Source organism: Streptomyces sp. NPDC005151 (assembly GCF_053599875.1).
This window is the reverse complement of sequence record NZ_JBSFYR010000093.1, coordinates 17,556-30,464: the sequence shown is the minus strand read 5'-3', so window position 1 is coordinate 30,464 and position 12,909 is coordinate 17,556. Positions and strand designations below refer to the sequence as shown.

The following is a 12,909-nucleotide window of genomic DNA, read 5'->3' as shown; positions in this document are numbered from 1 at the left end:
TGGGGAAGGAGCTACTAGGGCATTTCGGCAACGCGGGAAGCGTGCGTGCCAGGGCGTGGCCGCCCGATCAGAGGTCACCCGACAGGCTCTGAGGCGCGGGGTCCGGGGCGGAGCCCCAGTTCGGGAAGAGGCGGCCAGGGGAACAGGCCCGCCGCAGGCTCCCCCACCCCCGCCCACGGCAAAGGGCCGGGCCCCGGGGAAAACCCCGGGGCCCGGCCCTCAGCCTGCCGACGGCTACGCGCTCAGCGCGCGCGACCCGCTCAGTTGTCGTCCTCGTCGATCAGGAACCCACGCATCGGCGACGGCGCCTGCTGCATCGGCTGCGGCGCCTGCGGCCGCACCGGTGCCATCGGCTGAGTCATCGCCGGCGACATCGGCTGCTGGCCGCCGTAGGAGGGCCCACCGCCCATGGACGGGTTGCCGCCCATCTGCGGGCCGCCGTGACCACCGTGGTTGCTGCCCATGGTGTGACCCATGGCACCCGCACCGGCCGGAGCCAGCGAGGGCGACGGCGGCAGCGAAGCGGCCGCCGGAGTCCGCGGCGGGGCCAGCGAGTCGTCGGCCTGGGTCTCCAGCTGACGCAGCTGGCTCTCCAGGTACGACTTCAGCCGGGTCCGGTACTCGCGCTCGAAGCCACGCAGGTCCTCGACCTTGCGCTCCAGCGTCGCGCGGGCCGACTCCAGCGAGCCCATCGCCACGCGGTGCTTCTCCTGCGCGTCCCGCTCCAGCGCGTCCGCCTTGGCACGCGCGTCGCGCTCCAGGCCCTCGGCGCGGCTGCGCGCCTCGCCGACGATCTTGTTGGCCTCGGAGCGGGCCTCCGCGATCGCCTGGTCGGCGGTCTGCTGCGCGAGCGAGAGGACACGGGCGGCACTGTCGCCACCGGGGCCCTGACCGGGCTGCTGCATCTGCGGCTGCTGCATCTGCGGCTGCTGCATCTGCTGCATCTGCGGCTGCTGCATCTGCGGCTGCTGCATCTGCTGCGGCGCGTGACCCATGGGACCGCCCATCGGGCCACCCATGGGACCGCCCTGCATCGGGCCGGGGCCGTGCTGGCCCTGCGGGCCGGGGCCGTGCTGCTGGGGGCCGTGACCACTGGGACCGGCGGGCAGCTGCGGAGCACCACCGGGCAGCTGGGGCGGACCCATCTGCGGGGGCTGCTGCTGGACCGGCGGACCAGATATGGCGGCGGGCACGGGTGCACCGGGACGGTCCTGCGGCTCCGGCTTGCGCATACCCTGCTGCTGGTTCTGCGCGGCGGCACGCGTGGCGGCGGCCAGCTTGGCGCGCAGGTCCTCGTTCTCACGGAGCAGGCGGGTCAGCTCGGACTCGACCTCGTCGAGGAAGGCATCGACCTCGTCCTCGTCATAGCCTTCTCGGAGGCGGACGGTCGTGAACTGCTTGTTCCGCACGTCCTCGGGGGTCAGCGGCATCTCTTCTTCACCTCTACGTAGTCGTCGGCAGTCGGCAAGACCGTATCGTTCACAGCCTGGTCACGATCGAGATCAGGATGTAAACGATGATCATCAGAACGAAGAAGGACAGGTCGAGCGCCACGCCCCCGAGACGCAGCGGCGGAATGAACCGCCGCAGAAGCTTGAGCGGTGGATCGGTGACTGTGTAGGTGGCCTCGAGAAGCACCACCATCGGCTTGCCTGGCTGCCATGAACGTGCGAACTGGAAGACGTAGTCCATGACCAGCCGGAAAATCAGCACGATGAGGAAACACATCAGCGCGATGTAGACAACCTGCAGTGCGACGCCCATTTCGCGCTTCCCTCTCCCCTGGCTCTCGTAGCTCCGGCCCTGCGGCCGGGTTGTTCCCGGTGTCGTGTTCTCAGCTCTGGTTGAAGAATCCGCCCTCAGCGATGCGGGCCTTGTCCTCCGCCGTGACATCGACGTTAGCAGGCGACAACAGGAACACCTTCTGCGTCACCCGTTCAATGCTGCCATGGAGACCGAAGACGAGTCCTGCGGCAAAGTCGACAAGTCGCTTCGCGTCCGTATCGTCCATCTCCGTGAGATTCATGATCACCGGAGTGCCCTCACGGAAGTGTTCCCCGATGGTACGGGCCTCGTTGTAGGTCCGGGGGTGCAACGTGGTGATGCGGTAGGGCTCCCGTTCGGACACAACCTTGGGCATGATCACCGGTGCGTTCTTCTCCATGTTCGGGCGTTCAGGTGTGATGGATGCCACGGGTGCAATCCGGGCGGGTCGCACGCTCTCCGCCGGGATTTGAACCGGCTCCCGCTGTGCGGGCGGCTGCACCACTCGTACCGGTTCGTCCCGCTCCACCTGATGCGCGGGCTGATGCCTCCGCCGGTCGCGCTCCGGCTCCGGCTCGGGTTCGAATTCGTCGTCGGGGTCGAACCCCGGACCGTCGTACCCATCGTCCTCCACGAGGCCGAGGTAGACCGCCATCTTGCGCATCGCGCCGGCCATGCTCTGAGTCCTCCGCTCTGTGGTGGATCGGCATCTGTCACCAAGTGCCCGCGATCCACTCAGGCCTGCCCGCCATCGGCGGGAATGACCATATTTTCTGCTGTGGTCCGACTTGCTTGGCGACGTTACCGGAGCCCGGGTCGGACTCCGAGTACCGCGGTACCGACGCGTACATGTGTCGCTCCGGCCGCAACCGCTTCCTCGAGGTCCGCGCTCATTCCTGCAGAGACCATGTTCGCAGCCGGATGGTTCCCGCGCAGGCGGGATGAGAATTCCATCAGCCGGTCGAATGCCGCCCGTTGCCGTCCCGCGTACGGTCCGGAGAGCGGCGCCACGGTCATCAGACCGTCGAGCCGGAGCCCCGGAGCCGCTTCCACCGCGGCAGCCAACTCCTCGATCCCGTCCGGCGCGACGCCGCCCCGGTCCCCGCGCTCGCCGCTCTCCGCGTCGAGTGCGACCTGGATGAGGCACCCGAGTTCGCGGCCGTCGCGCACCGCGGCGGCCGAGAGGGCCGTGACCAACTTGGCCCGGTCCACGGACTGCACGACATCGGCATAACTCGCAACAGAACGAACCTTATTCGTCTGCAGTTGTCCGACAAAGTGCCATGTGAGCGACAGATCCGCACAAGCGGCTGCCTTGGGTGCGGCGTCCTGGTCACGATTCTCCGCGACATGACGCACGCCGAGTTCATGCAGGATCCGCACATCGCTCGCGGGGTAGGTCTTCGTGACCACGATGAGGGTCACTTCTTCCCTTTTGCGACCGGCGGCGATACAGGCGGAAGCAATACGTTCCTCCACCTGTGCCAGATTTTCGGCGAGTTGAGTCCTACGATCCGTCATGCCCTATCAGTCCAACCAGACATATCCGGCGAGCCGCCCGGTGCTGCGGTCGCGGCGGTACGAGAAGTGGTCGCCCGATTCGAGGGTGCAGACCGGCGACGTGTGCCGGTCGCGCACCCCCAGGGCCTCGAGTTGGGCGTGAACTCCGGCGGTGACATCCACGGCCGGTGTCCCCCAGCTCGTCTCGGACCACGATGCGGGAACGGCTCCGGCGACGTCGGACCGCATCTCCGCCGGGACTTCGTAACACCGTCCGCAGACGGCCGGTCCGGTGTGCGCGGTGATCCGGGAGGTGTCCGCGCCGAGCCCGACCATGGCCTCGACGACGGCGGGGACGACTCCGGCGACCAGACCGGGGCGGCCCGCGTGTGCCGCCGCCGCGATCCCGGCGACCGGGTCAGCGAGAAGTACGGGGGTGCAGTCTGCGGTGAGAACGGCGAGCGGGAGTCCGCGTCGCGCGGTCACCACCGCGTCCACCGCGGGGGCCTGCGCACGCTCTCCCCAGGGTCCGTCGACGACGGCCACGTCCCGCCCGTGCACCTGGTTCATCCAGACGACCTGCGCCGGATCGAGACCGAGACCCCGGGCGGCCGCCTCCCGGTTGGCGAGAACGGCTGCGGGTTCGTCGCCGACCGCGCCGCCGAGGTTGAGTTCCCCGTACGGAGCGGCGCTCACTCCGCCCCACCTGTCGGTGAAGGCGAAGTGAGCGCGATACCCCGATGACTCCGGAGTCACTGCGTGGTGCTGAGTTATCACTTCAAGAAGTCCGGGACATCCAGCTCTTCGGCCTGGGAGTCCTGGTACGGACGGGCCGGCGGGATGTGCGGCGTCGAGACCGGCGACATCGGGATCTCGTTCGCCACCGGTACGGACTCGGCCGGGGCCTGGGGCTCCTCGCGCGGCGTGACGGAACCGAGCCCGCCCGTCTGGCGCACCGGCTCGGCGGCCCGGACCGGCGGCGCCGACTCCTCGCGCTTCCCGGCACCCGCACCCAGGACGTTCTCACGACGGGCGGGCGGCTGCCCGCCGTCGAAGCCCGCGGCGATCACGGTGACCCGGACCTCGTCTCCCAGTGCGTCGTCGATGACCGCACCGAAGATGATGTTCGCCTCGGGGTGTGCCGCCTCGCTCACCAGCTGGGCCGCCTCGTTGATCTCGAAGAGGCCGAGGTCGCTGCCGCCGGAGATGGAGAGCAGGACACCGCGGGCGCCGTCGATGGACGCCTCCAGGAGCGGCGAGGAGATCGCCATCTCCGCGGCGGCCACCGCACGGTCGTCGCCGCGGGCCGAGCCGATGCCCATGAGCGCCGATCCGGCCTCGGACATGACCGACTTGACGTCGGCGAAGTCGAGGTTGATCAGACCCGGGGTGGTGATGAGGTCGGTGATGCCCTGGACACCCGAGAGCAGTACCTGGTCGGCCGACTTGAACGCGTCGAGCACGCTGACCTGGCGGTCCGAGATGGACAGCAGTCGGTCGTTGGGAATGACGATGAGGGTGTCGACCTCTTCGCGGAGCTCGGCGATGCCGTCCTCCGCCTGGTTCGCGCGACGCCGGCCCTCGAAGGTGAACGGGCGGGTGACCACACCGATCGTCAGGGCGCCGAGCGAGCGCGCGATGTTGGCGACGACGGGTGCGCCGCCGGTGCCGGTGCCGCCGCCTTCTCCGGCGGTGACGAAGACCATGTCGGCCCCCTTGAGGACCTCCTCGATCTCCTCACGGTGGTCCTCTGCCGCCTTGCGACCGACGGCCGGGTTCGCCCCGGCGCCGAGGCCACGGGTGAGTTCACGGCCGACGTCGAGCTTGACGTCGGCGTCGCTCATCAACAGGGCTTGCGCATCAGTGTTGATCGCGATGAACTCGACGCCCTTGAGACCGACCTCGATCATTCGGTTGATGGCATTGACACCACCGCCGCCGACACCGATGACCTTGATGACTGCGAGGTAGTTCTGCGGTGCTGCCACGTCGAAGGCCTCTCGCCTCGATTTACGTGTCGTCGCTTCGCGGTAGTCCCGCCGCGACGACGGATGCCGATTGGGACGGTCCGACGCCGACCCAAACCCTAACGTTGAAGTTTAGGGTTACCAGTGTGCCTGCTTCTTGGACTCTTCCGAACAGGACACTAAGTCGACAAGCGGCGCACGTTCAACGAACACGCCGAACCTCCCGTTTTTCTTTTCACCCTATGTGATCACCCGTAGCGCTGACCAACCAGGGTGCTGGCCAGGCCAAATGTGCGTCAACCACCCGAGACTGCGGGAGCGGTGGGTGCACTCACGTCGAAGTGTCCCGCTTTGGGAGCCGCTTTCATGAGAGCGGTGAGAACTCTTGCCTTCACCGGCCCCTCCTCGCTGCTGCCCCAGACCACCGTGCGACCCCCGGTCAGTTGCAGGGAGACCGAGTCGTACGAGGTGACCCGTACGACCTGGGTGTCCTTGGCGACTGCGCGGGGAAGTCCGCCCGCGACCCGGACCGCTTCCCGTACCAGCCGGCCACTGCCGAAGCGGCGCAGGCTGGCTGACTGATCGGGTGTCAATTCCAGCAGGGGTACGCGCCCGGGCGCTTTGTCCACCGTGGCGAAGCGGACGCCTTTTGCGTCCACTTCAATGAACTTTGCGCCCTTTTTCACCAACAGGACCGGCTGCCGTTCGTTCACTTTAAGTCCGATTTCGTGCGGCCATGACCGTACGACATCCACCGAGTCGATACGAGGCAACTTCTGGCGCAACCGGGCGGCCATGGCGTCCGTGTCCACGGAGATCAGCGGGGCATCGATCGGCACCGCCGCGGCGGACTCCACCTCCGCGGAGGTCAGCACGTCGACACCGGTGGTCCTGACCTGTTCCACCCGGAACCAGGACGAGCCGTAGAGCGCCCAGACGACGCCCGAGGCGAGCAGCAGGGCGGCGACGGCGATCACGATCAGCAGTCTGCGGCTGGGCCGCCTGCGCCCGGTGGGGCGCGGCGGGCGGGCCGGTTTGTCCGTCTGCTGCCCTGCACCGCGCTGGGCGGTCATCGGTCCGGCCACGCTCGCTCCTTATGCCGGGTCCAGGGGCACCGCCCCCGGACCCGTCCGCCTCACGCGTTGCGGCGTGCGGCAATCGCCTCGTACACCATGCCGACGAGCAGGTCGTCGGCGTCCCGGCGGCCGAACTCGGCGGCGGCGCGGGACATCTCGTACAACCGGTGCGGATCCGCAAGCACCGGCAGGACGTTGCCCTGCACCCACTCGGGGGTGAGCGCCGCGTCGTCCACCAGCAGACCGCCGCCGGCGTTGACCACCGGCTGGGCGTTGAGCCGCTGTTCGCCGTTGCCGATGGGCAGCGGGACGTAGGCGGCGGGGAGCCCGACGGCGGAGAGTTCGGCGACGGTCATCGCGCCCGCGCGGCAGAGCATCATGTCGGCAGCGGCGTACGCGAGATCCATCCGGTCCACGTACGGTACCGGGATGTAGGGCGGCATCCCGGGCATGTTGTCGATGCGCGGCAATTCGTTCTTCGGGCCGACCACATGCAGGATCTGGATCCCGGAACGCTGCAGCAGCGGGGCGACCCGCTGGACCACCTCGTTGAGATGGCGGGCGCCCTGCGAGCCGCCGGAGACCAGCAGCGTGGGCAGGTTGGGGTCGAGACCGAACGCGTCGCGCGCCTCCGGGCGGACCCGGGCCCGGTCCAGGGTGGCGATGGTGCGGCGCAGCGGGATGCCGATGTAGCGGGCACCGCGCAGCTTGCTGTCAGGGGTGGAGACGGCGACCCCGTGCGCGTACCGCGAACCGATCTTGTTGGCCAGTCCCGGCCGGGCGTTGGCCTCGTGGACCACGATCGGCACCCCGGCCCGCTTGGCGGCGAGGTAGCCGGGCAGGGCGACATAGCCGCCGAAGCCGACCACGCAGTCCGCCTTGGTGCGTTCCAGGATCTGCTCGGCGGCCTTGATGGTGCCGCGCAGCCGTCCCGGGACGGTAATCAGTTCGGGGGTGGGTTTGCGGGGCAGCGGCACGGCCGGGATCAGCGCCAGTTCGTACCCCCGCTCGGGTACGAGCCTGGTCTCGAGTCCGCGCTCCGTGCCGAGGGCAGTGATTCCCACGCTCGGGTCCTGCCTGCGCAGGGCATCCGCGAGGGCAAGCGCGGGCTCGATGTGGCCGGCGGTCCCCCCGCCGGCGAGTACGACATGCACCGAAATTCACCGCTCTCCGGACGGACGCTTCTTGCCGCGCCGTCTCATCGTCTTCCATCTCACCCGGGGCCTCCGCATGGCCAGGGCCGCCTTCGCAGCAGGCTCCTCACGCGCGAACGCGATCAGGAGCCCCACCGCGAACATGGTCGGCAGCAGGGCCGATCCCCCGTAGGAGAACAGCGGGAGCGGGACCCCGGCGATCGGCAGCAGGCCGAGCACCGCACCGATGTTGATCACGGCCTGAACCATGATCCAGGTGGTCACACCTCCCGCGGCGTACCTCACGAAGGGGTCCTCCGTGCGTCCGGCCACGCGGATACCCGCATAGCCTAGAGCCGCGAAGAGGGCGAGCACTGACAGCGTCCCCGCCAACCCCAGTTCCTCCCCGGTGATGGCGAAGATGAAGTCGGTGTGCGGTTCGGGCAGTTGGCCCCATTTTTCCACACTCGCACCCAGGCCGGATCCGAACCATCCACCGGATGCCAGAGCATAGATGCCGTGCACTGCCTGCCAGCACGAGCCGTCGGGCCCGGGTTCGCTCACACCCATGCAACTGAGCCGGGACATCCGGTTCGGACTGGTCTTGATCAGCAGGAAGGCCAGCACGCCCGCGACTGCGAGCACCCCGCCGAACAGCCGGGTGGGCGCCCCGGCCAGCCAGAGCAGGCCGAACAGGATTGCGGTGAGAATGATCGCAGTTCCCATGTCGCCGCCGAGCATGATCAGCCCGAGGAGCATGAAGGCGACCGGGACGAGCGGCACCAGCATGTGTTTCCACTGCGTCAGCAGCCGCTTGTCCTGTTTGCGGGCGAGCAGGTCGGCGCCCCAGAGGATCAGGGCGAGCTTGCCGAACTCACTGGGCTGGAGCTGGAAGGGGCCGCCCAGGTAGAGCCAGTTCTGGTTACCGTGGACCGACATCCCTATCCCCGGCACCTGGACCAGCACCATCAGGAAGACCGTGCCCATGAGCAGCGGGTAGGCGAGCGCCCGGTGGAGTTTGACGGGCATCCGGGAAGCCATGATCAGCAGTCCGGAGCCGATAAGGGCGGCGAGGAACTGCTTGCGGAAGAAGTACGTGCCGGGCTTCGACAGCTCGAGCGCCTTGATCATCGAGGCGGAGTAGACCATCACCAGCCCGAGCACGGTGATCAGCAGCCCGGCGCCGAGGATCAGGTAGTACGCGGTCAGCGGGCGGTCCCAGGCCCGGCGTGCCTGCTCGTACAGCCGCCGCACACCGCCGCCACGGGGGACGCGGGGGCCGGAGCCGCTGCGGCCCCTGGAGCGCGGTACGGCGGGCTGCCGGGTGCCTGCCAGCCTGCCGCGCAGGGCGAGGCCGCCGGGCGCCGGGAGTCCGGCCAGGAAGGGTGGGGCGAGCACCCGGCTGGTCCCCGCGGCCCCCCGTGGGCGGCCCTTGCCGTGCGCGGCGGAGCTCTCGTCGGCCGGCATTGTCGCTGTCCCCTCCACTGCTCGTGCCCGGGGCTGCTGCCGAGGGCCAGGGCGTGCGGCGGAGCCGCCCGAACCCGGTTGTCCGGGACAGTACGGCGCGGCGGCCGGCCCCGTCAGGCGCTCTCGTCGGCGAGTGCGCGGACCGCGTCCGCGAATGCCTCGCCCCGCTTGTTGTAATTGGCGAACATGTCCATCGAAGCGCAGGCCGGGGCCATCAGTACGGTGTCTCCCGGCCGGGCGAGCCGTGCCGCCTCGCGGACCGCCTCGGACATCGCCCCAGTGTCGGTCCGGTCGAGGTCGACGACCGGGACCTCGGGGGCGTGTCGCGCGAGGGCTTCGCGGATCAGCGCCCGGTCGCTGCCCATCAGTACGACGCCCCGCAGCCGCTTGGCCGCGCCGGTCACCAACTCGTCGAACGTGGCGCCCTTGGCAAGGCCGCCGGCGATCCAGACGATCGGGTCATAGGCCGCGAGGGAGGCCTCCGCGGCATGGGTGTTGGTGGCCTTGGAGTCGTCGATGTACGCCACCGATGCGACATCCGCGACGTGTTCGATGCGGTGCGCGTCGGGGCGGAAGGCCCGCAGGCCGTCCCGTACCGCCCTGGGTTCGACGCCGAAGGCGCGGGCCAGTGCCGCGGCCGCCAGGGCGTTGGCGATGTTGTGCGGGGCGGGCGGGTTGATGTCCGCGACCTCGGCGAGCTCCTGGGCCTGTTTCTGCCGGTTGGCCACGAAGGCGCGGTCGACGAGGATGCCGTTGACGACGCCCAGCTGGGACGGGCCCGGGGTGCCGAGGGTGAAGCCGATGGCGCGGCAGCCCTCCTCGACGTCCGCCCCGCGGACCAGGTCCTCGGTGGCCGGGTCGGCCGCGTTGTAGACGCAGGCGATCCGGTTGCCCTCGTAGATCCGGCCCTTGTCCGCGACGTACGCCTCCATGGAGCCGTGCCAGTCGAGGTGGTCCGGGGCCAGGTTGAGAACGGCCGCGGAGTGGGCGCGCAGCGAGGGCGCCCAGTGCAGCTGGTAGCTGGAGAGCTCGACGGCGAGTACGTCGTAGGCCTCCTCGCCGAGGACGGCGTCGAGGAGGGAGACGCCGATGTTGCCGACGGCGGCGGTGCGCAGCCCGGCCGCCTCCAGGATCGAGGCGAGCATCCGGACAGTCGTGGTCTTGCCGTTGGTACCGGTGACCGCGAGCCAGGGAGCCGCATCGGGACCGCGCAGCCGCCAGGCGAGCTCGACGTCGCCCCAGACCGGAACGCCCGCCTCGGCGGCTGCTGCGAAGAGCGGCTTGTCCGGCTTCCAGCCGGGGGTGGTGACGATGAGCTCGGTGGACTCGGGCAGGGTCGCCCCGTCGCCGAGGCGCACGGTGATCCCTTGCGCCTCCAGCTCTGCGGCCTGCGCACGGGAACGCTCGTCGTCCCCGTCGTTGACCACCGTGACAACGGCGCCGAGGCCATGCAGGACACGGGCAGCTGGGATACCGCTGACACCGAGTCCGGCGACGGTGACGTGCCTGCCCTGCCAGTCCTGGTTGCTCACTTGGCGGCTGCCCACCCTGCGTAGAAGAGACCGAGTCCGACGATCACGCACATGCCCTGGATGATCCAGAAGCGGACCACGACAAGGACTTCGGACCAGCCCTTGAGTTCGAAGTGGTGCTGGAGCGGCGCCATACGGAAGACCCGCTTGCCGGTCATCTTGAAGGAGCCGACCTGGATGACCACGGACATGGTGATCATCACGAAGAGGCCGCCGAGGATGGCCATCAGGAACTCGGTGCGGGAGCAGATCGCGAGACCGGCGAGCGCACCGCCGAGTGCCAGCGAACCGGTGTCGCCCATGAAGATCTTGGCGGGCGAGGTGTTCCACCACAGGAAGCCGAAGCAGGCGCCCATCAGCGCGGAGGCGACGACCGCGAGGTCGAGCGGGTCGCGTACCTCGAAGCAGGCGTTGGGGTTGGTCAGGGAGACCGCGTTGGCGCAGGACTCCTGGAACTGCCACAGCCCGATGAACGTGTACGCGCCGAAGACCATCACCGACGCGCCGGTGGCCAGGCCGTCCAGACCGTCCGTCAGGTTCACGCCGTTGGACATGGCGAGGATCATGAACAGCGCCCAGACGACGAACAGCACCGGGCCGATCGACCAGCCGAAGTCCGTGACGAACGACAGCTTGGTGGAGGCCGGGGTGTTGCCGCGGCCGTCGGCGAACTGGAGCGACAGCACCGCGAAGGCGATACCGACGATCAGCTGGCCGGTCATCTTCGCCTTGGCCCGCAGACCGAGCGAACGCTGCTTGACGATCTTGATGTAGTCGTCGAGGAACCCGACGAGGCCCATCCCGGTCATCAGGAAGAGGACCAGCAGACCGGAGAAGCGCATCTCCTCGCCGGTGATCACCTTCGCCAGGAAGTACGCCATCAGCGTGGCCAGGATGAAGGCAATGCCGCCCATGGTGGGCGTGCCCTTCTTGCTGCCGTGGCTGCGCGGGCCGTCATCACGGATGAACTGCCCGTATCCCTTGCGGGCCAGGAGCTTGATGAGCAGCGGGGTACCGACCAGGGTCAGGAAGAGCCCGATGGCCCCCGCGAAGAGGATCTGCCTCATCGGCCGGTGACCTCGCCCTCGGTCGAGTTCTCCAGCAGTGCCTGGGCGACCCGTTCCAGGCCGGCCGACCGGGACGCCTTCACCAGCACGACGTCTCCCGCGCGCAGTTCACTGCGCAACAGGTCGACGGCCGCCTGTGCGTCGGACACGTGCACCGACTCCTCACCCCACGAACCCTCGTTGTATGCGCCCAGTTGCAGCCAGGAGGCTTCTCTGCCCCCGACCGCGACGAGCTTGCTGACGTTGAGCCGGACGGCGAGCCGTCCGACCGCGTCGTGCTCGGCGAGCGAGGCGTCGCCGAGCTCGGCCATGGGGCCGAGCACCGCCCACGTACGCCGCCCCTTCCCCATGGCGGCCAGCGCGCGCAGCGCTGCTCGCATGGATTCGGGGTTCGCGTTGTAGGCGTCATTGACGAACGTCACGCCGTCCGGACGCTCGGTGACCTCCATGCGCCAGCGGGAGAGGGTGCCTGCCTCGGAGAGCGCAACGGCGATCTCGTCTACGGGCAGGCCCAACTCATGGGCGACGGCGGCCGCGGCGAGCGCGTTCGACACGTGGTGCTCACCGTACAGGCGCATGGTCACATCGCTGCACCCGGTGGGTGTGTGGAGCGTGAAAGCGGGGCGGCCGTCGTCGGTGAGACGGACCTTCTCTCCCCGTACGTCCGCATCCGCGGCTTCACCGAAGAGCAGAACGCGGGCCTTCGTACGGGAGGACATGGCGCGGACGAGCGGGTCGTCGGCGTTGAGGACGGCGACTCCGTCCTCCGGGAGCGCCTCGACCATCTCGCCCTTGGCGATCGCGATCTGCTCGCGGCCGCCGAACTCACCGATGTGCGCGGTGCCGACGTTGAGGACGAGGCCGATCCGCGGCGGGACCAGGCCGGTGAGGTAGCGGATGTCGCCGATGTAGCGGGCGCCCATTTCGAGGACCAGGTGCTCGGTCTTCTCGGTGGCGCGCAGGGCGGTGAGCGGCAGGCCGATCTCGTTGTTGAGGTTGCCCGCGGGGAAGACGGTGGGGCCCTTGCGCTCCAGGAGCTGGGCGATCAGGTCCTTGGTGGAGGTCTTGCCCGCGGAGCCGGTGAGGGCGACGACAGTGGTGCCGAGGCGTTCGACGACGGTCCGGGCGAGGGTGCCGAGCGCGGCCATGACGTCGTCGACGACGATCGCCGGAACACCGACGGGGCGGGCGGCGAGTACGGCTGCCGCGCCCGCCTCGACGGCGCGCTGCGCGTAGTCGTGGCCGTCGACCCGCTCGCCGGCGAAGGCGACGAACAGGCTGCCTTGCTGCACCTCTCGGGAGTCGATGACGACGGGCCCGCTGGCGGTCACTGCCGGATCCGGTATGTCGTGCGACTGCCCGCCGACGATTTCGGCGATCTCGGCGAGGGTAAGGGCGATCAC

Annotated in this window: 12 protein-coding genes; all 12 read right to left on the bottom strand. The window is 69.2% G+C overall.

The genetic code is table 11. From position 1 onward, the window contains the following. Positions 1-260: 260 nt before the first annotated feature. The 12 genes from ACWD6R_RS33140 to ACWD6R_RS33085 all read right to left on the bottom strand — a co-directional run bounded on the left by ACWD6R_RS33140 (position 261) and on the right by ACWD6R_RS33085 (position 12,909). Positions 261-1,430, bottom strand: coding sequence for a DivIVA domain-containing protein (locus tag ACWD6R_RS33140; RefSeq protein WP_451822096.1), 1,170 nt, complete (start codon positions 1,428-1,430; stop codon positions 261-263). A gap of 49 nt (positions 1,431-1,479) precedes the next feature. After that, positions 1,480-1,764, bottom strand: a complete 285-nt coding sequence (locus ACWD6R_RS33135; RefSeq protein ID WP_037697102.1) for a YggT family protein — start codon at positions 1,762-1,764, stop codon at positions 1,480-1,482. Positions 1,765-1,834: 70 nt separating this feature from the next. Beyond that, positions 1,835-2,440: a cell division protein SepF gene (locus ACWD6R_RS33130; RefSeq protein WP_329164181.1), complete on the bottom strand. Its 606-nt coding sequence runs from the start codon at positions 2,438-2,440 to the stop codon at positions 1,835-1,837. 125 nt (positions 2,441-2,565) lie between these two features. After that, on the bottom strand, positions 2,566-3,285 hold the full coding sequence (locus ACWD6R_RS33125; RefSeq protein WP_451822095.1) for a YggS family pyridoxal phosphate-dependent enzyme: 720 nt from the start codon (positions 3,283-3,285) through the stop codon (positions 2,566-2,568). A gap of 6 nt (positions 3,286-3,291) precedes the next feature. Beyond that, positions 3,292-4,041 (bottom strand): peptidoglycan editing factor PgeF, encoded by a 750-nt coding sequence (gene pgeF / locus ACWD6R_RS33120; RefSeq protein ID WP_451822094.1) that lies wholly within the window; start codon positions 4,039-4,041, stop codon positions 3,292-3,294. Then, positions 4,038-5,252, bottom strand: coding sequence for a cell division protein FtsZ (gene ftsZ, locus ACWD6R_RS33115; protein ID WP_451822093.1), 1,215 nt, complete (start codon positions 5,250-5,252; stop codon positions 4,038-4,040). Before ftsZ ends, pgeF begins: the two co-directional genes overlap by 4 nt. A gap of 275 nt (positions 5,253-5,527) precedes the next feature. After that, on the bottom strand, positions 5,528-6,316 hold the full coding sequence (locus tag ACWD6R_RS33110; RefSeq protein ID WP_451822092.1) for a cell division protein FtsQ/DivIB: 789 nt from the start codon (positions 6,314-6,316) through the stop codon (positions 5,528-5,530). A 50-nt stretch (positions 6,317-6,366) separates the two neighbouring features. Continuing rightward, positions 6,367-7,461, bottom strand: coding sequence for an undecaprenyldiphospho-muramoylpentapeptide beta-N-acetylglucosaminyltransferase (gene murG, locus ACWD6R_RS33105; protein ID WP_037697089.1), 1,095 nt, complete (start codon positions 7,459-7,461; stop codon positions 6,367-6,369). A 6-nt stretch (positions 7,462-7,467) separates the two neighbouring features. Beyond that, on the bottom strand, positions 7,468-8,907 hold the full coding sequence (gene ftsW, locus ACWD6R_RS33100; protein ID WP_451822091.1) for a putative lipid II flippase FtsW: 1,440 nt from the start codon (positions 8,905-8,907) through the stop codon (positions 7,468-7,470). 113 nt (positions 8,908-9,020) lie between these two features. After that, positions 9,021-10,439 carry a UDP-N-acetylmuramoyl-L-alanine--D-glutamate ligase gene (murD, locus tag ACWD6R_RS33095; protein WP_451822090.1) on the bottom strand — a complete coding sequence of 473 codons (1,419 nt, stop codon included), beginning with the start codon at positions 10,437-10,439 and terminating at the stop codon, positions 9,021-9,023. Further along, entirely contained in the window at positions 10,436-11,506 is a 1,071-nt protein-coding gene (mraY, locus tag ACWD6R_RS33090) for a phospho-N-acetylmuramoyl-pentapeptide-transferase (RefSeq protein ID WP_451822089.1), read from the bottom strand. The genes murD and mraY overlap by 4 nt, the downstream gene beginning before the upstream one ends. After that, the gene (locus ACWD6R_RS33085) at positions 11,503-12,909 is read right to left on the bottom strand and encodes a UDP-N-acetylmuramoyl-tripeptide--D-alanyl-D-alanine ligase (protein WP_451822088.1); all 1,407 of its coding nucleotides are present in this window, start codon (positions 12,907-12,909) and stop codon (positions 11,503-11,505) included. Before ACWD6R_RS33085 ends, mraY begins: the two co-directional genes overlap by 4 nt.